Here is a 20,753-nt window from a genome sequence, read left to right as displayed (position 1 = left end):
ACCACCCCCTCTACAACCCCCATCAAGGGCACCTTGAGTCACAAAAAAACCCAGCCGGGGTGCCCCTGATGGGCCACCCCGTCTGTCATCACCCGCCTCGGGATCAGCCTTTCAAGCTATCGAGATCCTTCTTCGCCCGCTCCAGCTGGGTGATGCGCGCCTCGATGCGGGCCAACGTCAGCTTGTCGGTGGTGGTGCCGCGGGCCACCACCAGCTCGTCGATAGCCGCCTGATAGTCACCACGCAGGGAGAGGGTCTCCGCCCGCGCCATGTGCAAGTCCGTCATCCGGCCCGACTTGCGATAGGCGTCCGACAACAGGCTCCAGGCCAGGCTGTTCTCCTCGTGCTCGCGGGCGTAAGGATCCAGGGTGGCGATGGATTTCTTGTAATTGCCCGCCTCCAGATAGGCGTTGCCGAGGTTGACCACCACCACCTCGTTGTCCGGCATCCGGGTACGGAAGCGCTCCAACCGGGCGATGGCCTGGGCACTGCGCCCCTTGGCGAGATCGATGTCGGTCATGGCATCCACCATGAAGAGATCCTCGGGGTGGCGCGCCGCCAGCTCCTGCATCAGCGCATCCGCCTCATCGGTGCGCTTGAGCTGCAGCAGGGCCAGAGCCTTGCCATAGAGGGCGGCATCCTTGAGGGGGTAATCTCCCTTCTGCAGGCGGTTGTCAAAATAGCTCAGCAGCCCCTGGGGGGTCTCGGTGCCGTAGCGCACCTGGATGCGCACCTTGGCCAGCCAGAAGTCGAGGCTGGGAGGCAGGGTGCGGCGGCCATAGCTGCTGGCGCGGGCGCGGGCCTCGCTGATCCGGGTCTCCGGCAGGGGGTGAGTGAGCAGCATCTCCGGCGGCTTGCTGGCGTAGCGGTACTCCGCCGCCAGCTTCTGGAAGAAGGTGGCCATCCCCATGGGATCGAAACCGGCGTCATAGAGCGTCTTCATGCCGATCCGGTCCGCCTCGTATTCGTTGTCCCGGGTGTAGTTGATGGCGGACTGCATGGAGAGACCCAGGGTGGTCTGCAAGGCGGCAATACCGGCGGTGGGGTTGATCACCGCCAGCGCAATGGACCCCACCAGCCCGGCCAGGGTCATGGCGGAACTGCTCGCCTGGGACTCCATGTAGCGGGCGATATGGCGCTGGGTCACGTGGGTGATTTCGTGCGCCAGCACCGAGGCCAGCTCGCTCTCGCTGTCGGCGTAGAGGAACAGGCCGGTGTGCACCTTGACTCGTCCGCCCAGGAAGGCGGCCGCGTTGATGCTGGGATCGTTGATGAGGAAGAAGGTAAAGGGAAAGCGCACCCCGTCCGCGTTGGTGAGCAGTCGCTGACCCAGATCGTCGATGTATTCGCTCAGCACGGGATCGTCGATGATGGGCAAGCCCGCCCGGGCGAATCGCATGAAGGCATTGCCATAGCGCACTTCCTGCTCGATGGGCAGGGCCGCTACCCCGGCGGTGCCGATGTCGGGCAGCTGGTTGTTCGCCTGGGCGTGGAAGGTCGCGCTCATCAGGGAGACCAGCAGGGGAAAGGATGCCATCAAGGGGGAAAAGCGGGCCACTGTGTCTCTATCTCCATCAGAAAGTGCTCGGGCAGAATACCCTTGCCCATCAAGGCCTACAAGCGTTGTTTCATCCTGCCATCGCGGCCATAATGACGGCCATCATACGCGATGGAGCCCTCCCCGAGATGGAACAGCATTGGGAACAGCTCGACCTGACCCCCTGGCGTTGCCCCGAGCCCCTGATCCGGCTCAAGCTCTGGCTGCGGGCGGCCCATGACGGCCAGTGCGTGCAGATCCTGCTGGCCGATGCGGGTTCCAGACAGGACATTCCCGTCTGGTTGCGCCGACAGGGCCATCAGGTACAACCGTTGCAGGAAACCGAGACCTGTCTAAGGCTGCAACTGGTGGTCAGCAGTCCCTCGTCATGATGCGTCTCTTTGCACACCGTCGTCGGGCGCATGTCATCCCATGCCCCAGTAATGTAAGGAAGCTCCGATGTTAGAAGTCCTGAAGCGCTGGTACCAGACCCGCTTCTCCGATCCCGATGCGGTCACCCTATTCCTGCTGCTGGTGTTCTGCTTCGCCGTGCTCTGGCTGTTTGGCGACATCCTGGCGCCGCTGCTGGTCGCACTGGTGATGGCCTACCTGCTGGAGTGGCCGGTGAGCCGATTGCAGCGGGCCGGGCTTTCTCGCACCCTGGCCACCAGCCTGGTACTGCTGCTGTTCATCGCCCTCACCGTGACGGCCTTCCTCGGGCTCATTCCGACCCTGGTGAGCCAAGGCATCAACCTGGCCAAGGAAGCGCCGGCCATGCTCAACCACGCTCAGGACTATGTGCGTGCCCTGCCGGAGAAGTACCCGGAGATCATCGACGTCAGCCTGGTCGAGACCATCATCGACAACATCCGCCAGCGCATCTTGGCGGGGGGCGAGCAGTTGGTGAGCGCTTCCTTAAGCTCCCTGGTCAACGTGGTCGCCATCCTGGTCTACGCCATCCTGGTGCCCCTGATGGTGTTCTTCATGCTCAAGGACAAGCAGGTTCTGATGGGAGGGCTGCGCCGCTTCCTGCCGCGCAACCGCACCCTGGTGAACCGGGTCTGGGTGGAGATGAACGACCAGATCATCAATTACATCCGCGGCAAGGTGATCGAGATCCTCATCGTCGGCATCGCCACCTATGTGCCCTTCGCCCTGATGGGGCTGCGCTACTCGGTGCTGCTGGCGGTGGCGGTGGGCTTCTCCGTGCTCATCCCCTACATAGGGGCGGTGGCGGTGACCGTGCCCGTGGCCATGGTGGCCCTGTTCCAGTGGGGGCTGACCCCGGACTTCGCCTGGCTGATGGTGGCCTATCTGGTCATCCAGGGGCTGGATGGCAACCTGCTGGTGCCCCTGCTCTTCTCCGAGGCGGTCAACCTGCACCCTGTGGCCATCATCATCGCCGTGCTGGTGTTTGGCGGCCTCTGGGGCTTCTGGGGGATCTTCTTCGCCATTCCCCTCGCCACCCTGGTCAAGGCGGTGATCAATGCCTGGCCCAAGCGCGAGGAGCTGCCCCGCCCCGCGCCATAAGCCCCATGACAATCCAACAAGAAGAGAGGCCCCGGCCTCTCTTCTTGTTGCCTCTTTGCGTATTTACTCTCCCCCGCGACGTGGTTGGACACACCGGCGTACTTTCCTCCCCCCTTAGCCCCCACTTGCTGACACCAACCTGAATTCCTGCGGCTATCGACTTGAATTCACAGCAAAAACACGCTTCACTGACGAAGACTCCACCTACGCCCCGGCCTGAAAACCCAAAAGGATCCCTTGATGCCCCCTGTCTCCTTGCGCCACGCCTGTCTCCCCGCACTCCTGAGCCTGTTGCTCGTCGCCCCGGCCCGGGCCGACATCGACATCGGTGCTCTCAGCGCCTTCTCCAGCGACAGCCCGAGCAGCCCCATCCCCAAGGGATTGGTGCTGGGCGGCGTGGTCCTCGGCGGCCAGGCCCGTTATCAGTATCAGGATGATGCCCTGCTCCCCATCCCGGGGGCCCTCTATTTTGGCGACAACCTGATGTACCTGGGGGATCGGGCCCGTTACTACCTCAGCCGGGATGGCGGGCTGTCGACCTATGCCTTCGGGCGGGTGCGCTTTGGCAACCTGGATCCCGATGACGATGCCTATTTCACCGGCATGGAGAAACGCAAAGGGGAGTTCGAGGCAGGCTTTGGCGCGGATCTCATCACCCCCTATGCCCTCTGGTCGATGCGGGCCACCACGGATGTCACCGGTACCAGCAACGGCCAGGAGGTGATGCTCTGGGCCAACTTCCCCATAGTGCGAGGCCGCCTGCTACTGATGCCGGGGGCGGGTCTGATGCTGCGCAGCCACAATCTGGCGAACTACTACTTCGGCGGCATCGGGGCGGATGAAGTGGCCCCCGGTCGTCCCCAGTGGAATACCGGCACCACCCTCTCCCCCATGGCCTCCATCATCGGCAGCTACCGCTTCAGTCCCAACTGGATTGGCGGGTTTGGCTTCAACTACGAGCGCTATGACGACGACATCGCAGACAGCCCCCTGGTGCAACACCAGGGCGAGTTCTATGCCGGGGTCGGCGTCGGATACATCTGGTAACGGTGCAACATAACGAGAAGGGAGCCCGAGGCTCCCTTCTTCGCAATCAGGTCGTGGCCGGCACGCCTCAGAGCGCCGCGAGAAACGCCGCCAGCGCCTGGTTGACGAATGCCGGGTTCTCCAGGGTCGAGATATGGCCCGCCGCCGGGATCTCCTTGAAGGGGCAGCCGAGGGTCTCGGCCATCAGGTAGCCTTCCAGCACGGGACGCGCCTTGTCCTCGCAGCCTGTCATCACCAGGCTCGGCACTGTGATCTCTTCGAGCCACTCCATGCGATCCTCCCGGGTCACGAAGCTGCGCCCCACCGCCACCAGGCTGGCCACCTTGTCCAGCGGCCAGTTCGCCAGCCGAGCCTTGAAACCGGCCATCAGGGCCGGATCCGGCTGGTTGGCGAAAAACAGCGGCGCCACCTGATCGATGATGGGAGGCGGCAGGTTGCCCCGCTGCTCGATGGCGGCGAGCATGGCGAGATAGCGCTCGCAGGTGATCTGGGGCTCCCAGCCGACGAAGGTGTCCATCAACACCAATCCCTTGAGACGGGTCGGCGCCAGTCTGGCCAGCTCCATGCCCCACATGCCGCCGATGGAGAGGCCGATGAGCACGAACTCCTCGACGCCGAGGGCATCGAGCAGGGCCAGGTGATCCCGGGCCAGGGTGGCCAGGGTGCAGGGGCCCTCCGGCACGGGATCTGAATCCCCGTGACCCCAGAGCTCAGGCACTATGCAGCGGTACTGCCCCTTGAGAGCCTGGATCTGCGGTGCCCACATGCTGCTGTCCCACAGATAGCTGTGCCCCAGCAGTAGCACAGGCCCCTGCCCTTCATCCAGATAGGCCAGGCGACGCCCTGCTATCTCCATCATTTTCTTCATGTTTTCTCCTATGACCCGCTAGCTGGCGCCAGTGTAGCACGAGGGGCAGCCGCCTGACCTCCCCAGACGGGCGAGGCCTCCCGCCAGCCTGCGAGCGGGCAATAAAAAGCCGGTCGTCAGACCGGCAAAAGGCATTGAAGATAACGGAAAACCTGGCGTCATCAGACGCGGATATATTTGGCCGTGCGCGGGAAGGCTTGCTCCTTGGCATCGAACAGGTAGCAGGCCTCGGCCGGGATGCCGACGCTGTAGGTCTGGCCGGTGGCCACGTCCACGTCAGAGCTCGCCTTGACGGTGAAGTCGTGACCATCCACGTCCATGTAGACGAAGGACTCGGCCCCCAGGTGCTCGGCCACCTGCACCACACCGCTCACCTTGCTGTCGGCATGGGCGTGATCCAGCGGCACCAGGTGCTCGGGGCGAATGCCCAGTTCCACCTTGTCACCGACCGCACCGCGGCGGGCATCCACCCGCACCCGCACGGTATCGCCGGAAGTCAGCTTGACCACGGCCTCCTGCTCACCGATCTCCTGCAACTCGCCGGAGAGGAAGTTCATCTTGGGAGAGCCGATGAAACCCGCCACGAACTTGTTGTCCGGGTTGTGGTAGAGCTCGAGCGGGGTGCCAAACTGCTCCAGGTTGGTCTCGGCCTCACCCTTGAGAGGGCTCAGCACCACGATGCGGTTGGCCAGGGTCATGGCCTCCACCTGATCGTGGGTCACGTAGATGATGGTGGAGTTGAGCTCCTTGTGCAGCTTGGCAATCTCGATGCGCATCTTGACCCGCAGGGCCGCATCCAGGTTCGACAGCGGTTCGTCGAACAGGAACACCTGAGGCTGCTGGACGATGGAGCGACCGATGGCCACCCGCTGGCGCTGACCGCCGGAGAGGGCCTTGGGCTTGCGGTCGAGCAGGGGCTCGAGGCCGAGGATCTCGGCGGCGCGCATCACCCGCTTGTGGATGTTCTCCTTGTCCATCTTCTTGAGCTTGAGGCCGAAGGCCATGTTCTCGTAGATGTTCATGTGCGGGTAGAGGGCGTAGGACTGGAACACCATGCCCACGTTGCGCTCCACCGGCGGCACGTCGTTCATGTAGCGACCGCCGATGGTCAGCTCGCCGCTGGTGATGTCTTCCAGGCCCGCGATCATCCGCAGCAGGGTGGACTTGCCGCAGCCGGACGGGCCGACGAAGACGATGAACTCCCCTTCCTTGATGGCCAGATTGATGTTGCGCAGGGTGTCCTTGTGGACCGCCGGATCATAGTTCTTGCGAACCTTGTTGAGTACTACTTCAGCCATGTCGAGCTCCGCTCTTGAATCTTTGCAAATCGTGATGGCGGGGGGAGAGGGCTCCCCCGGCCATGAACCTTAACCTTTGACGCCACCGGCAGTGAGACCACCTACCAACCAGCGCTGTGCCAGCAGGAATACGACGGTGATCGGCAAACCAGACAGCACTGCTGCTGCAGCGAAGTCACCCCACAGATAGTTCTGCGGATAGAGGTATTGCTGGGCACCGACCGCCAGGGTCAGATTGTTCACATCCGACAGCAGGATGGACGCCACGGGCACCTCGGTGATGGAACCGATGAAGGCCAGAATGAACACCACCGCCAGGATGGGCACCGACAGGGGCAGCAGGATCAGCCTGAATGCCTGCCAGGGCGTCGCACCGTCGATGGCCGCCGCTTCCTCCAGGGAGGAGTCGATGGTCTCGAAGTAGCCCTTGATGGTCCACACGTGCAGGGCGATGCCCCCCATGTAGGCCAGGATCAGGCCGCCGTGGGTGTTGAGGCCGAGCCAGGGGATGTAGTCCCCAATCTTGTTGAACAGCGCATAGATGGCCACCAGGGCCAGCACCGCCGGGAACATCTGGAAGATCAGCATCCCCTGCAAGATGGTCTGCTTGCCACGAAAACGCAGGCGGGCAAAGGCATAGGCACAGGTGGTGGAGAGCACCACTATCATCAGGGCGGTGATGCCCGCGATCTTGATGGAGTTCCACAACCAGGTCAGTACCGGGAACGGCGGCGGCGTGATACTGCCGTCAGCGTTGGTGATAGACATGCCGAGCGCCAGCTTCCAGTGATCCAGGGTCGGATTGGTGGGGATGATCTCCCCCACCGAGAAGTTGCCGTTACGGAACGAGATGGCGATGACCATGATCACCGGGAAGATGATCAGCGCCAGGAAGGCCCACATGACCAGGTGGGTTGCCCACACCCGGTATTTGACTGATTTGGGTTGTACGATAGCCATTTTCGAGCCTCCTTACAGCTTGTCCGCTTTGGACAATTTCAGGTTGAGCAGTGCGAGCGCGCCGACGATCAGGAAGATGGCGGTGGCGATGGCACTGGCCAGACCGTAGTCCTGACCACCCGAACCCTGGAACGCGATCCGGTAGGTGTAGTTCACCAGCAGATCCGTGGTACCCGCCGGGGTACTGGCCCCGATGATGTCCGGTGCCCCGTTGGTCAACAGCTGGATAAGCACGAAGTTGTTGAAGTTGAAGGCAAACGACGCGATGAGCAGCGGAGTCAGCGGCTTCATCAACAGCGGTACCGTGATCTTGAAGAAGTTCTGTACCGGACCCGCCCCGTCCATGGCGGACGCCTCATAGAGATCTTCCGGAATCGCCTTGAGCAGGCCCATGCAGAGGATCATCATGTAGGGATAGCCGAGCCAGGTGTTGACGATGAGGATCATCATCTTGGCCAGGAAGGGGGTGGTGTACCAGTCCGGCTTGATGCCGAACGCCGCTTCCAGGAACAGGTTGATCTCGCCGAAGTTCTGGTTGAACAAGCCCTTGAACACCAGGATGGAGATGAACGCCGGTATGGCGTAGGGCAGGATCAACATGACCCGGTAGAAACCACGGCCGCGCAGTTGTTCCCACTGTACCAGGCAGGCCATCACCATGCCGATGGCCAGGGTGAAGGCCACGGAGCAGGCGGAGAAGATCACCGTCCAGACGAAGATCTGCATGAAGGGACCCTGGATACCCGGGTCTGTCATGATCCGCACGAAGTTCTTCCAGCCCACGCTGACCACGAAGCCCGGTGCCAGCCCCTTGCCGACGAACTGGCCATCCGCGTCGATGTACTGGTAGAAGCCGGTGTCGGGGTTGGGCAGCATCAGCTCGCCGGTCTGGTTGTCACGCAGCAGGTTGACATCCTTGATCATGACCCCGGACTTGAGCACTGCGCCGTCCACCAGCTGGGTGTAGAGCGGTTTTTGCGCCGCAAACTTGCGCAGGCTGCTCATGGTCAGGTGCACGCTGCCGTCCGGCAGCACCAGATCCAGGGCATTGAGATGGCTGCGGTGATCGACGATGGCGCGAATGGGCGCCGCCTGGCCGACCGCTTCCCCGTTCAGGGGCTGCAGTTGCACGGTTTCAGGCTCACTCGGTGCGCTGCCCTCGCGAACGGCCAGGGTGTGCGCCTTGTTGTTCTGCAGGTGAAGAGGCTGGCTGATGAAGGATTGGTCATCCTGCTGCAACAGCAACTGGTACTGACCCTTGTCCCCACCCAGCAGGGTGAAGTCGAATTCGCCCCCCGCCACCTTGTAGATCTTTTTCAGATGGAAATTGCGTGCCTGCTCGAGGGAGAGCAGGTTGGTGCCCGAATAGTTGGTGAAGGCGATGCCGATCGTGTAGGCAAGAGGGAAGATGATAAACACCACCATGCCAGCCACACCGGGGAAGATATAGCGGTGGGCATAGGTCTTCTTGTTCATGAAGACATACAGCCCGACGGAAACCACCACCAGATCCAGCAGCGCGAACACCCACTCACCGCTGGCATACATCATCACGGCGGCATAGCCGTTGAGGATGGCGACCAGGGCAGCGATGGTCCACTTGAGCCAGGAGTGCTTAGCCTTCGGACCGGCATAGGATTCAATAGAAGGTACTACTTCCATGCCAATTAACCTTTATTACGCCAAGAGAGAGTTGAGAGAGTGGGAGGCCCGAAGGCCTCCCGGGTAGAGCATGCTTACTGGACGATACGCTTGGCTGCAGTATCCAGGGCTTCGTCAACGCTCTGACGGCCAGAGGTGACGTTCTTGAGGGCAGTTTCGAAGGAGGACCAGAAACGGCTCATCTCAGGCACGGACGGCATCGGCTCGCCATTCTGGGCGTTCTGCATGGTGGCCTTGATGTTGGCATCCGCTTCCAGGGTCTTCTGGAAGGACTTCAATGCCACGGCACCCAGCGGCTTGTCGGCATTCACCGGCGCCAGACCGGCATCGGTCAGCAGATAGTTCTCGAGGAACTCGATGGCCAGATCCTTGTTCGGGCTGGCGGCGTTGATGGTCGCACCCAGTACGCCAACGAAGGCCTTGGCCGGTTTGCCCTGCAGGGTCGGCAGCGGCGCTACGCCGTACTTGATGCCGCTCTTGTCCAGGTTGCTCCAGGCCCAGGGACCGTTGATCATCATGGCCACTTCGCCCTTGTTGAACTTGGCATCCATGACACCGTAGTCGATGCCCTTCTCCAGGTGACCGGACTTGATCATCTCGGAGATGTAGCCCACGCCCGCCTTGGCGCCCGCGTTGTTCACGCCGGTGTCTTTCACGTCATAACCGGTGGCGGTCTTCTTGAAGGCATAACCACCGTTGGCAGCCACCAGGGGATAGCTGAAGTAGGGGGTGTCATAGGCCCACATGATGGCGCGCTTGCCATTCTTCTTCAGATCTTCGTCGATCTTGGCGATCTCTTCGAAGGTCTTCGGCGGGTTCGGCAGCAGATCCTTGTTGTAAATCAGGCTGACGGCTTCAACTGCAACCGGGTAGCCGTAGGTCTTGCCGTCGACGGTCATGGCGTCCCAGGCGAACTGCTCGAACTTGGCCTTCTCGGCGGCATTCGGGGTCACCGGCACCAGCAGACCGGCCTTGACCCACTCACCGTAACGGTCGTGAGCCCAGAAGAAGATGTCGGGACCGTTGCCGGTGGCAGCGGCTTGCTGGAATTTCACTTCAACCTGGTCCGGGTGAGCCACGGTCACCTTGATGCCGGTCTCCGCTTCGAATTTCTTGCCGACTTCGGCCAGGCCGTTATAGCCCTTGTCACCGTTGATCCAGATGGTCAGCTGACCTTCGTCAATGGCAGCCGTGGCAGAGCAAGCCACACCCAGAGTAGCCAGACCGATCAGGGATGACAGCAATTTCTTTTTCATGAGCCTTTCCTTGTATAAGTTCCGCGCTGTAAGAGCATTGTGTGCAAGTGAATATTATCCCAAGCCGTGCATGCCTCACATGACACGCCTCGCATTTTTGAAATGCAATTACGTATTTTCTTCCAGAAAGTTCTGAAAACATTTTCTTATTTCCGCGAATACCGGGGGTTTATTCCCGTATTTTTGACTCCACAAGGAAATAAAATTACCAATCGGTAATAAAATTTCATGAATGAAAGGGGTTTCACCCCCATGAAAGCCCTTTCAAACCCTTTATTTTGTCCAATGTGTTAACAAAGTACCGAGTCCATTTCGATGTGCGCCATCCCCATAAATAAAAAGACACCCGGGGCAGCCCGGGTGTCTTTTTGCCGAAAATGGAGAGTGGATCACATTATGACTGGCGCAGCAGTTGATCCTTGAGGTTGGGGGGGACGCCACGGATGGTCAGCGTGTCGGTCTGGGGATCGTAAAACACGCGGCTGTTCAATAGCTTCTGCTCGAAGCTCAGGGTCAGACCACCGCCTGAACCGACGAATTTGGTGAGTCCCCGCAGGGTGGACCTGTCCGCCGGGAAACGATCTTCCAGTTCATATTCCTGGCCGATGAAACTGTAGAAGTCGAGATCCCCTTCATCTTTTGCAGCCAGTTCAGCCGAGAGTTCTTTTATCTCTATTTCTGCACCGGCACTGGCTTGCTCGGTGCAATATTGGAAGACCTGTTTCTTGTAATCATGGCGCTCGGCGGGCTCGAGTTGGCGGCTGTCGCAATAATCGTCCACCGCCTGCAGCAATCCCTTGTTTTGCACCTTGGCATCCATGCCTTCACGGGCACCCAGATAATCCATGAAGAAGTCCCCCAGCTTGCGACCGACCCGCCCCTTGCTGAAGGTAATATAACGGCGAGAATCGGGCTGGGTCTTCCACTCGGTCAGATCGATACGGGCCACCAGATTGAGTTTGCCGATATCCAGATACTGGATATGACGCAGCTCCAGCGCCTCGCTGACGGTGACGCTCTCCTTGCCTTCCAGGAGGGCGATCATCAGATAATCAACCCCCACATAGTTGTATTTGGCAAACAGCAGCACCCCCTGCTCTCCCAGGGCATGTTCCACCAGGTTCTTCACCAGCAGCTGGGTCATGGTCACGGAGAAGGGGACGAACTCAGTCTGCTCGGCGAGCAGCTGTTCGAGGGCGATGCGAAATGCGGGGGAAGGCTGTTTGGGGGCATCGCTCCCTTCTGCCTGCTCGGCGACGGCGGCTTCCGGGTCCGCGAAGAAGCCGAAGCCCTTGCCACCCTTGCCGTTGTAGATGCGATGCAGTTCAGCCATCAGCCCTTGCACCGCCTCGTCTGCGGGCAGGGTCTGGCTGCGGGTGTCGGCGTGCGGTTGACCATCGCCGCCCTGGCGCAGGGAGTGAAGAATGATCTTGTCGATATCGAGACTCATGTCACAAAGCCATAGTGTTAGCCGAAAGGGTGAAGTATTATAAGGCGCTTTGAACCGAGATGAACTGAAGATTATGCCCATCGTATCAAAGTACAATAACGAGCAGTTTGACGCCCTGATGAACGACCTGATCACCGCCCTGGAAAAGCACAAGGCGCCGGTGGATCTCAGTCTGATGGTGCTTGGCAACCTGACCACCAATATCATCAACGGTATGGCCCCGGCCCAGCGTCAGGCGATCACCGAGAAGTACATCCAGGCGCTCACCGCCTCGGTGAGTCTTCGTCACGATGCTCACTGAGTTTCTTCGCATTCTTTGACGTTTCTCAACCCTGATGGATCACTATGGTCGAAACCGGCAACCCCTATCGTGATAATGTCTCTCGCCTGATCACCTGGGGGCATTGGTTCTCCTTCTTCAACATCATCCTGGCCATGCTGATCGCCACCCGTTATCTGGGCTCCATCAGCTGGCCATCGACCACGCTCGGTGTCACCTATCTCATCATCAGCTGGATAGGGCATTTCTCGTTCCTGAGCTTCGTCACCTATCTGTTGACCATCTTCCCCTTGAGCTTCGTGCTGCCCAAGGAGCGGGTGCTGCGTTTCACCTCGGCCATCATCGCCACCCTGGCGCTGGTGCTGCTGCTCATCGACACCCAGGTGTTCCAGCTGTTCAAGTTCCACCTGAACGGTCAGGTGTGGCAATTGCTGCTGGATCAGGCCCAGACCGAGGAGGGCTCAATCTGGAGCATCATCTTCGTGGCGGTGCCCACCATCTTCCTGCTTGAGCTGCTGCTGTCAGCCTATGTATGGCGCAAGATCAACAAGCGCAAGCGCCGCCAGTACGGCAATCAGGTCGGGCTGGCCCTGCTGGTCTGCTTCATCCTGACCCATCTGGTCAACAGCTGGGCCGATGCGACCCTCTATCAGCCCATCACCATGCAGCGGGCCAACTTCCCCCTCTCCTACCCCATGACGGCGCGCAGCTTCCTGGCCAAGCACGGCTGGCTGGATCTGGAGCAATACGAGAAGAAGGCCGAGAGCCAGGGCAGTGCCGAACACAGGCTGATCTATCCCCTGCGCCCCCTCAACGTGAGCGCCCCGGTTGAGCACATGAACCTGCTGGTCGTGGTGGTGGATTCCCTGCGGGCGGACATGCTCAACAACATCAACATGCCCAATCTGCAGCGCTACGCAGACAATCATCTCAATTTCCGCCAGCACATGAGTGGCGGCAATGACGATGTCATGGGGATGTTCGGGCTCTTCTACGGGTTGCCCGGCCACTATTACGACGACATCAGTGCCGACAAGCGCCCTCCGGTGCTGTTCGACGAGATGCTGCGCCAGGACTACCAGTTTGGCCTGTTCGGCTCGCTGGAAGATGCCCAGAAGTACCGCCAGAGCCTGCTGGCCGGCCTGCGCAAGCAGGTGTTTGTCTCCGAACAGACCGACGATACCCGCCTGATCGGCGACTGGCAGCAGTGGCTCGGCAAGCGCTCGACCGATCGCCCCTGGTTCTCCCTGGTCTATCTGTCGAGCCCGGGGGATTATCAGGTGCCCGCCGATGTGAAGGGCCCCTTCCAGCCTGAGCTGACCCGCTTCAACCCGGCGACGGCCTATCGGTCCGAGAATCTGCAGAAGCTGGAGAATCGCTACAAGAACACCGTCTTCTATACGGATCAGCTGCTCGAGCAGATGCTGGATCAGTTGCAGCAGCAGGGCCTGAGCGAGAAGACCATCGTCGTCATCACTTCCAATCACGGTCAGGAATTCAACGAAACCCAGAGCAACAGCTGGGGTTATGGCAGCAACTACTCCCCCTATCAGGTGCAGGTGCCCTTCGTACTCGCCTGGCCAGGGGCCGAGGAGAAGCCTCAGGAGCAGGCCAGCAGCCACCTGGATCTGGTGCCGACCCTGATGAAGGGCATGCTGGGCGTGCGCAACCCGCCGCGAGACTACAGCATTGGCCGCAGCCTGTTCGATATCAGTCCGCGCAACTGGCTGCTGGCGGGGGATCAGAATGACTTCGCCATCTACCAGGACAACACCATCACCCACTTCAACAAGCAGGGGGATTTCGAGTTGCTGGATCGCGCGAGCTACAAACCCATCAAACACGGTACGCCGGATATGGGGGCCATGATCCAGGTGATGAACGAGCTCAATCGCTTCTATCGCTCCCCCTGATCGGCGCGATAAGTGTCACCAGGCCCGCCTTCATGGCGGGCTTTTTTTATGGCCTCCCGGGCCCACCTTTCCCCTGCTGTCTCGCAGACGTTTGCGCTGCTTTTCGATTTCCATCCGGAATACCTCATCAACTGCTAATGAGTTATCAGTCAGAAAAAGTCCAATCCGATCAAGATCATAAAAACAAAATGATAATGATTATCAATCGTTGAACTAAAAAGATTCATCTGCAATAATCCGCGCCCTTCAGGCTTAAATAACAATCATTATCAACAATGAAAACACTACTGCACTACTGGCCCATGCTGCTGTCCGGTACAGCTTTGGCTGCCAGCGATCCGGCGAGGATCGACTCAACCGACATGAATCCGGAACTCAAGGCGCGCGAGACCATCGTGGTCAAGGGCCAGCGAATAGAGCAGAAGTTATCCGACGTGTCCGGTGCCATCACCGTCATCACCGAGGAAGACCTGGATCGTCAGGTGGCGACCGAACTCACCGACGTGTTCAAGAACGAACCCGGTGTCTCGGTCACCGGCTCCGCAGGCCGGCCCCAGAACATCATCATCCGCGGCATGGGCGGCAACCGGGTGCTGATCATCAAGGACGGGGTTCGGGTCAGCGACGGCTTCGGCGCCGACGATCTCAACGACAAGGTGGGCCGCTTCAGCTTCGACCTCGATGACGTCAAGCAGATCGAAGTCGCCAAGGGGGCTGGGTCATCCCTGCATGGCTCGGACGCCATCGGCGGTACCATCGTCATCAGCACCAAGCAGCCGGAAGACTACCTGCAGGGTCAGGATGCCTACCTCAGCAGCAAGGTGCTGCAAGACGGCAGCTCAGACAAGCAGAAGCTCAGCGCCACCGGCGCCGCCAGAATCATGGATACCGAGCACCTGCTGCGGGTCTCCGGCTGGCAGGGGCACGAAACCGCCAACTATGACGAGAGCCGCATTCCGGCGGATCTGGACGGGCTCAGTGCCTCCACCAGCTCCCGCTTCCAGCTAAGCGACCATCACCTGCTGCGCCTCGAGCTCGACTATTTCGAGGACAATGCCGAGCGGGATCAGGGGCCTCTCGAAGTCCCCCAGCCAGACGGCAAGTGGCAGGTGCGCCAGTACCGGGAAAATGCCAGCCAGAAAACCCAGGGGGGCAAGCTCGGCTGGGAGGCCAGCGACCTGGGCACCCTGCTGGCCGACAGCTTTACCTGGAGTGCCTACGGCAACCACTCCAAGAACACTGCCAACAAGCGCAGCCTGCTGCAAAACGATCTGCTGAGCGGCTATCCCCGCTATCGCAGCGAGCGGGAACTCGCCACCTTCACCGAAGACAGGGTCGGCACCGAGCTGGATGTGCGCCGGGATCTCGTCACCGGCGATATCGCCCACAAGCTGAGTTACGGCCTGGAGCTGGAGCGCACCACCCACGAGCGGCCGGTCGAAAAACTGAGCCTGGAGGCCGGCGTGCCCCAGCCCCAGCAATCCGCCCCCTTCAGCCGTGCCCGCACCGACCGGGCCGGGGTCTGGCTGAGTGACGTGGCCTCCCTCGGCCAGTGGCAGTTCACCCCTACCCTGCGCATGGATCACCAGTGGCTCAAGCCCCTCGATGGCAGCAATGGCGAAAACCACAGCTGGCACCTCTCCCCGAGCCTGGCCACCAGCTATCGCTTCAACGAGGAGTGGCGCAGCTGGCTGAGCTACGCCAACGGCTTCCGTGCCCCCTCCTATGACAAGGTATACGGCAACATCCCCCACTACTTTGCCCTGCCACCGTTCGAGATCATCGCCAATACCGAGCTGGAGGAAGAGACCAGCCACAGCTTCGAATGGGGGGTCAGCGGCGAGGGGGAGAACTGGAGCATCAAACCGTCCCTCTTCTACAACCGTTACTACAACTTCATCGACTGGCGGGAAGTGGGCATGCGCCTGCGCGACGGCGTCTACCTGCGTCAGTATCGCAACGTGGCCAAGGCCGAGACCTGGGGCGCCGAAGTGGCCGCCAGCTACTGGCTGACCCCGGAGTGGGAACTCGCCACCAAGCTCGGCTGGGTTGACGGGGAAGACAGTCAGGGCGAGGCCCTGCGTACCCTCACACCGCTGGAAGGCAACACCCGCCTCACCTATCAGGCCAATGCCTGGAGCCTCGGCCTGCAGGCGGACTACGCCGCCGCCATGAACCGGGTGCCCACTTGCAGCAACAGCCTGACCAGCAGCCAGGGTGACTGCTTGAAGAGCGCCGGCTGGTTCAGCATGGCGATGACCGCCGACTGGCAGGTTACCGATGCCCTCAAGGTCAACCTCAAGCTCGATAACCTGTTCGACACCCGCTACACCCGCTATCAGGATGTGGCCGGGCTGGAAGCCGGTACCGACGCCGATCTGTTCACCCAGACAGGCCGCTCCCTGAGCGCCAGCCTGCGCTACACCTTCGTGGGGCTCTGATGCGTCGCCTGTTGATACTGGCCAGCCTGCTGGCCATCCCGGCCCTGGCCGAGGAAGAGGCGCCGCTCATCCCGGAGCGTCCCGCGCTGATGAAAGGCAGCATCGCCCGGGTCGACCCCTACGGCGGCTGGCGCGATGACAGTCGCAGTTCACCCGAGCTGTTGACCCTGCTGCGCGAGCAGAACCGCTGGACCGAGCAACGGCTCGCCGACCTGCAACCCCTGGTCAAGACCCTGCAAGGGGAGTGGCAGCGCCAGGCCAGGGGCGAACCCATGCCCGTGGCGTGGTTGAGCCAGGCCGGCAGCCAGTGGCGCATGGGCGCCGATGGCAGCCTGTGGCAGCGCACGGACGAGCAGGCGGAGCCACGCCAGCGGCTGGCGCCGCGCCAACCGGCAGAAGGCTACTACGAGCTTGCCGCCTGGGCGCTGCACCCGAACGGCCATTGGCTGGCGCTGGCCGAGGACAGCCGTGGCGATCGGGATTACCGCATCACCCTGCTGGACCTTGCGAGCGGCAAAACCCTGGCAACTCTGCCCCATCGCGCCAGCGATCTGCTCTGGAGCCTGGACGGCAAGACCCTCTACACGGTGGCCAACGAGCGCAGCACCCTGCGCCCCTGGCAACTGCAAGCCTGGCAGAACGGCAAGGAGACCCTGGTGTACGAGGAAGCCGATCCCGCCTGGCTTATCGGCCTCTACCGCACCACGGATCGGCGTCACCTGATCCTGCAGAGCAACAACCACAACAGCTCGGAGCAATACCTGCTGGATGACGGCAAGGCGACCCTCATCAAGGAACGCCAGCGCGGGCTCGAGTACTACCTGGATACCCAGGGCAGCCGGGTGCTCATCAAGAGCAATCGGGATGGGGATCTCGGTCTCTATCAGGCCGGCAGCCTGACCGAGGCAGGGAGTCAACCCTGGCGCCCGCTCTGGTCCGGCAAGGGCCACAGCCTCGAGAAGTGGCGCCTGTTTGAGCACCACACCGTGCTGCAATATCGCAAGGAAGGGGACGACTGGCTCGACGTGCTGGATGCCGACGGCAAGCTGCGTCACAGCGTCCCCCTGACCGAGGGCGCCGGCACGGCCTGGATCCAGGGCAGTCAGGATCCGGCCGACACAGGGATTCTCATTCGTCGTCAGGGCATGGCCGAGGCGCCGCACCAGCGCTGGCTGAGTCTGGACTCGGGTCAGTGGCAGGACGATGACACCCGGGCGGTCGCCTCCCCCTATCAGAGCGAGCGACGCTGGATAGTGGGCAAGGACGGCGTCAAGGTGCCCGTCTCCCTGGTGTGGCGCAAGGACATCACCACCCCCAAGGCGCTGCTGCTCTACGGCTATGGCGCTTACGGCACCCCCATGCGCCCCTACTACCAGCCCAGGGTATTGAGCCTGCTGGATCGCGGCTTCGTCTACGCCATCGCCCATGTGCGCGGTGGCGGCCTGCTCGGCGACCCCTGGTATCGGGAAGGCCGTGGCCAGCAAAAGCAGCACAGCGTGGATGACTTCCTGGCGGTGGCCGAGAGCCTCTCCCGGGATCCCGCCATCGATCCGGCCCGGCTGTTCGCCATGGGTGGCAGTGCAGGCGGTCTGCTGGTGGCGGCAGCCTTGAACCAGGCGCCGACCCGTTTCGCTGGGGCCGTGCTGCAGGTGCCCTTCGTCGACATGCTGGGCACCATGACCGACCCCGAGCTTCCCCTCACCCGGCAGGAGTATGCGGAATGGGGCAACCCGGCAAATACCGACGATTATGCTGCCATACGCCGATTAAGCCCCTATGACAATCTGCATGAGGCTCACTACCCGCCACTTTATGTGACGGCAGGCCTGCATGACAGTCAGGTCCCCTACTGGGACCCCCTCAAGTGGCTGGCCCGCCTGCGTGTCCACAGCACGGGGACGGGTCCCTATCTGCTCAACACCGAGCTCGAGGGGGGGCACCTGGCCAACCCCAACACCGCCACCCAGCGGGCCGCCCAGGAGTATGCCTTCCTGCTCGACCTGGCCGGAGTCAAACACTGATGCCAGCACTCAATCTTCCTGTTTTGGAGTCATTTATGAAGCCCTCTTCCCTGGCCCTCTGGCTGGCGGCCACCCTGCTCGCCCAGCCCCTCGTCGCGGCCGAGCTCATCTATGTCGATGAGGCGCCGCTCTCCACCACGCCCCAAGCCTGGCTCGAACAGCGCCTCGGCGTGACCCTGACCCCCGACTATGACAGGGCCAGCCTGCTCGGCCATCACTACAGTTTCCGCCAGCAGGTCAACGGCCTGCCGGTGGCCACCACCCAGGCCGCCGTCAGTCTCGACGCCGCCGGCAAACCCTGGCGCCTCTATCACAACCTGCGCCCGCTCCAGAGCACCCAGGCCGGCTGCGATCCCAGCACGGACCTGGATCCCCTGCTCACCAGCCTGCGGGATGCGGGAGCCGAGATTGACTCTCTCGGCCCGGTGGAGGCCTGGTACTGGCGCGACGGGGAGACCCTGACGCCGGCCCTGCGTCTGCGCATCCGCGAACATCGGGATGGCAACGCCAAGGCGGCCTACCAGCAGCTGTTTGCCAGCTGTGATGGCAGCCAGGAGCTCGGTCGCTGGCTCGATGCCGCCACCACCACGCCGACGGACCCTGCCGATGCCGGCGACGTCAGCGTAGAGGCGCGGGTGTTCGATCCGGACCCCCGCACCCAGTTGCAAGATGCCAGCCTGGTCTGGCACGAATCCCTGGTACTTGCGGATGCCGCCTATCAGGACAGGGTCGCCCTGCCGGTCACCCTGCGCGGCAGCGACTATGTACTGAGCGGCCCCAACGCCCGGGTGGTGGATGCCATGGAGCCCAACACGGCACCCTACAGCGCCGACAATCCGCAGGCATTTCGCCTGACCCGGGATGATATCGGCTTTGCCGACATCAATGCCTACTACCACCTGGATCTCGCCCAGCGCCACATCAAGGCGCTCGGCTTTGCGGATCTCATCCCGGGTGCCATCGATATCGATACCGATTCCGGCTATCAGGACAACTCCCTCTATGACCCCTTCGAGCGCAGGCTGGAGCTGGGTCGCAGCGGGGTGCCCGATGCCGAGGATCCCATGGTGGTCTGGCACGAGTTCGGTCATGCGGTGCAGCACCACATAGTGCCGGACATGGGGGACGAGGCGGATTGGGGCGCCATCGGCGAGGGCTTCAGCGACTATCTGGCCGCCAGCCATCGTCAGCGCAGCGAAGCGGGCCGCAACTTCGAACCGGCCCTGGTATTCAACTGGGATGCCCGTTTCACCGATCGTGCCCCGCGCCAGCTGGACGACATGCGCGCCCGCTACCACCCGGACTACACCTACCCGGCCCACAGAACCGTCAACGGCAGCAACGGCGATCAACTCTGGGGCACCCCCTTGTTCCAGGCCCTGCTGGCCTCGGTCGCCGAACACGGCGAAGCGGCGCGCGATGAATTCGATCGTCTGATCATCGAGTCCCACTTCGGCCTGGGCCCGGCCATCAAGATGCCGCAGCTAGCCCGCCTCACGGTGGAAACCGCCGAGCGGCTCTATCCGGCCCGTCACTACGGCCGTCATCTGGAGCAGGCGTTCCGCCAGCACGGTCTGTTGCAGGCCCCCGTCAACCTGGCCCTGGCCGATGGCAGTGCCATCGAACTGGGTCAACCCCAGTCCGTGGTGCTCACCTTGAGCAACCCGGGCAACAGCCCGGTGACCCTGCACAGCCTGGCCCTGGCCCTGCCGAGCGGCTTGCAGGCCGATCCTTATCAGTGGCAGACCAGCACCCTGGCGGCGGGGGCCAGCATGAACACCACCCTGCGTCTGCAAGCCCAGAGCCCCCTCGCCTGTGGCGATGTGGCCGAGCTGCCCCTGACCTTGGGCCTCACCGGCGCCAGTCCGAGCGAGCGTCAATGGCAGCAGTCCCTGAGCCTGCCCATCGGTACCCCTGTCATCGCCCGGGCGAGCGGCCAGGCCCAGACCCTCAAGGATGCCCAGAGCACCGACGAGAAGGGACTGAGTCAGGCCAGCCTGGTGATGGCCAGAAGCGATGCCCGCGTGAGTGGCGAGCTGCTGCTGAATATTGACTTGCAGCACGAGGCCCTAGACGAGCTGGAGATCTGGCTCAACTCCCCCTCCGGCACCCGGGTGCAGATCTGGGACAAGGGCCACAGCCCGCTGCCACGACTCAAGGGGACCTTCCCGACCGATCTGCAATCCCTCCAGTCCCTGAGCCTGTTCAATGGCGAGCCACTGGCGGGCCAATGGACCCTGGAGATCGTCGACAACGCCCCCGGCAAACAGGGTCGTCTCAACAGCTGGAGCATCAGCCAGCGCATCGGTGCCCAGTGCGGCGAGCCCATCCCCCAGCCGGATGACGGCATCCTTCACTTCAACGTCCCCGACAGCAGCGGAGGCGGTGCCTTCAATCTGCTCTGGCTGCTGCCGCTGGCGTTCTGGCGTCGATGGAGCCGTCGCGGCTAAAGACCCGATCAACCCTTAATCAAGCGCGAGGGGCCGGTGC

Annotated in this window: 15 protein-coding genes; 8 read left to right on the top strand and 7 right to left on the bottom strand. The window is 62.0% G+C overall.

What is annotated here, in order from left to right; translation table 11 throughout:
- Positions 1–103: 103 nt before the first annotated feature.
- Entirely contained in the window at positions 104–1,558 is a 1,455-nt protein-coding gene (gene bepA / locus ACW5W7_RS13690; RefSeq protein WP_349921730.1) for a beta-barrel assembly-enhancing protease, read from the bottom strand.
- A gap of 128 nt (positions 1,559–1,686) precedes the next feature.
- On the opposite strand from bepA, the gene ACW5W7_RS13685 reads away from it, so the two are divergent.
- From ACW5W7_RS13685 to ACW5W7_RS13675, 3 genes are all read left to right on the top strand, one after another.
- The gene (locus ACW5W7_RS13685) at positions 1,687–1,929 is read left to right on the top strand and encodes a sulfurtransferase TusA family protein (protein ID WP_456502065.1); all 243 of its coding nucleotides are present in this window, start codon (positions 1,687–1,689) and stop codon (positions 1,927–1,929) included.
- A 67-nt stretch (positions 1,930–1,996) separates the two neighbouring features.
- A complete protein-coding gene (locus ACW5W7_RS13680) occupies positions 1,997–3,067 on the top strand; it encodes an AI-2E family transporter (protein WP_349921728.1) in 1,071 nt (356 codons plus the stop codon).
- A gap of 240 nt (positions 3,068–3,307) precedes the next feature.
- Positions 3,308–4,114 carry a MipA/OmpV family protein gene (locus tag ACW5W7_RS13675; protein WP_349921727.1) on the top strand — a complete coding sequence of 269 codons (807 nt, stop codon included), beginning with the start codon at positions 3,308–3,310 and terminating at the stop codon, positions 4,112–4,114.
- Between the two features lie 67 nt (positions 4,115–4,181).
- Here ACW5W7_RS13675 and ACW5W7_RS13670 read toward each other — a convergent pair whose 3' ends face one another.
- The 6 genes from ACW5W7_RS13670 to yejK form a co-directional block, all read right to left on the bottom strand.
- Positions 4,182–4,982 carry an alpha/beta fold hydrolase gene (locus ACW5W7_RS13670; protein ID WP_456502064.1) on the bottom strand — a complete coding sequence of 267 codons (801 nt, stop codon included), beginning with the start codon at positions 4,980–4,982 and terminating at the stop codon, positions 4,182–4,184.
- A gap of 161 nt (positions 4,983–5,143) precedes the next feature.
- Entirely contained in the window at positions 5,144–6,280 is a 1,137-nt protein-coding gene (locus ACW5W7_RS13665; protein ID WP_456502063.1) for an ABC transporter ATP-binding protein, read from the bottom strand.
- Positions 6,281–6,349: 69 nt separating this feature from the next.
- Positions 6,350–7,240 (bottom strand): maltose ABC transporter permease MalG, encoded by an 891-nt coding sequence (malG, locus tag ACW5W7_RS13660; RefSeq protein ID WP_349921724.1) that lies wholly within the window; start codon positions 7,238–7,240, stop codon positions 6,350–6,352.
- 12 nt (positions 7,241–7,252) lie between these two features.
- On the bottom strand, positions 7,253–8,902 hold the full coding sequence (gene malF / locus ACW5W7_RS13655; RefSeq protein WP_434667070.1) for a maltose ABC transporter permease MalF: 1,650 nt from the start codon (positions 8,900–8,902) through the stop codon (positions 7,253–7,255).
- A gap of 74 nt (positions 8,903–8,976) precedes the next feature.
- The gene (gene malE, locus ACW5W7_RS13650; protein ID WP_349921722.1) at positions 8,977–10,158 is read right to left on the bottom strand and encodes a maltose/maltodextrin ABC transporter substrate-binding protein MalE; all 1,182 of its coding nucleotides are present in this window, start codon (positions 10,156–10,158) and stop codon (positions 8,977–8,979) included.
- A 394-nt stretch (positions 10,159–10,552) separates the two neighbouring features.
- A complete protein-coding gene (gene yejK / locus ACW5W7_RS13645; protein WP_349921721.1) occupies positions 10,553–11,608 on the bottom strand; it encodes a nucleoid-associated protein YejK in 1,056 nt (351 codons plus the stop codon).
- A gap of 73 nt (positions 11,609–11,681) precedes the next feature.
- Here yejK and ACW5W7_RS13640 point away from each other — a divergent pair, with 73 nt between their 5' ends.
- The 5 genes from ACW5W7_RS13640 to ACW5W7_RS13620 all read left to right on the top strand — a co-directional run bounded on the left by ACW5W7_RS13640 (position 11,682) and on the right by ACW5W7_RS13620 (position 20,713).
- A complete protein-coding gene (locus ACW5W7_RS13640) occupies positions 11,682–11,909 on the top strand; it encodes a YejL family protein (RefSeq protein WP_349921720.1) in 228 nt (75 codons plus the stop codon).
- Positions 11,910–11,953: 44 nt separating this feature from the next.
- Positions 11,954–13,801, top strand: coding sequence for a DUF3413 domain-containing protein (locus ACW5W7_RS13635; protein ID WP_349921719.1), 1,848 nt, complete (start codon positions 11,954–11,956; stop codon positions 13,799–13,801).
- 275 nt (positions 13,802–14,076) lie between these two features.
- A complete protein-coding gene (locus tag ACW5W7_RS13630) occupies positions 14,077–16,242 on the top strand; it encodes a TonB-dependent hemoglobin/transferrin/lactoferrin family receptor (RefSeq protein WP_349921718.1) in 2,166 nt (721 codons plus the stop codon).
- Positions 16,242–18,263, top strand: coding sequence for a prolyl oligopeptidase family serine peptidase (locus tag ACW5W7_RS13625; protein ID WP_456502062.1), 2,022 nt, complete (start codon positions 16,242–16,244; stop codon positions 18,261–18,263). Before ACW5W7_RS13630 ends, ACW5W7_RS13625 begins: the two co-directional genes overlap by 1 nt.
- 35 nt (positions 18,264–18,298) lie before the next feature.
- Positions 18,299–20,713, top strand: coding sequence for a proprotein convertase P-domain-containing protein (locus tag ACW5W7_RS13620; RefSeq protein WP_456502061.1), 2,415 nt, complete (start codon positions 18,299–18,301; stop codon positions 20,711–20,713).
- Positions 20,714–20,753: the final 40 nt, after the last annotated feature.

This window comes from Aeromonas intestinalis, from assembly GCF_054052485.1.
The sequence above is the reverse complement of the archived record's forward strand: the minus strand, read 5'-3'. Positions and strand labels throughout refer to the sequence as shown.

What these genes read in the sequence shown, in the direction of transcription:
- ACW5W7_RS13675 (WP_349921727.1), top strand. Translation starts at nt 3,308, where the DNA reads ATGCCCCCTGTCTCCTTGCGCCACGCCTGTCTCCCCGCACTCCTGAGC.
- malG (WP_349921724.1), bottom strand. Translation starts at nt 7,240, where the DNA reads ATGGCTATCGTACAACCCAAATCAGTCAAATACCGGGTGTGGGCAACC.
- malE (WP_349921722.1), bottom strand. Translation starts at nt 10,158, where the DNA reads ATGAAAAAGAAATTGCTGTCATCCCTGATCGGTCTGGCTACTCTGGGT.
- ACW5W7_RS13630 (WP_349921718.1), top strand. Translation starts at nt 14,077, where the DNA reads ATGAAAACACTACTGCACTACTGGCCCATGCTGCTGTCCGGTACAGCT.
- yejK (WP_349921721.1), bottom strand. Translation starts at nt 11,608, where the DNA reads ATGAGTCTCGATATCGACAAGATCATTCTTCACTCCCTGCGCCAGGGC.
- ACW5W7_RS13640 (WP_349921720.1), top strand. Translation starts at nt 11,682, where the DNA reads ATGCCCATCGTATCAAAGTACAATAACGAGCAGTTTGACGCCCTGATG.
- ACW5W7_RS13635 (WP_349921719.1), top strand. Translation starts at nt 11,954, where the DNA reads ATGGTCGAAACCGGCAACCCCTATCGTGATAATGTCTCTCGCCTGATC.
- ACW5W7_RS13625 (WP_456502062.1), top strand. Translation starts at nt 16,242, where the DNA reads ATGCGTCGCCTGTTGATACTGGCCAGCCTGCTGGCCATCCCGGCCCTG.
- ACW5W7_RS13685 (WP_456502065.1), top strand. Translation starts at nt 1,687, where the DNA reads ATGGAACAGCATTGGGAACAGCTCGACCTGACCCCCTGGCGTTGCCCC.
- malF (WP_434667070.1), bottom strand. Translation starts at nt 8,902, where the DNA reads ATGGAAGTAGTACCTTCTATTGAATCCTATGCCGGTCCGAAGGCTAAG.
- ACW5W7_RS13670 (WP_456502064.1), bottom strand. Translation starts at nt 4,982, where the DNA reads ATGAAGAAAATGATGGAGATAGCAGGGCGTCGCCTGGCCTATCTGGAT.
- ACW5W7_RS13665 (WP_456502063.1), bottom strand. Translation starts at nt 6,280, where the DNA reads ATGGCTGAAGTAGTACTCAACAAGGTTCGCAAGAACTATGATCCGGCG.
- ACW5W7_RS13680 (WP_349921728.1), top strand. Translation starts at nt 1,997, where the DNA reads ATGTTAGAAGTCCTGAAGCGCTGGTACCAGACCCGCTTCTCCGATCCC.
- ACW5W7_RS13620 (WP_456502061.1), top strand. Translation starts at nt 18,299, where the DNA reads ATGAAGCCCTCTTCCCTGGCCCTCTGGCTGGCGGCCACCCTGCTCGCC.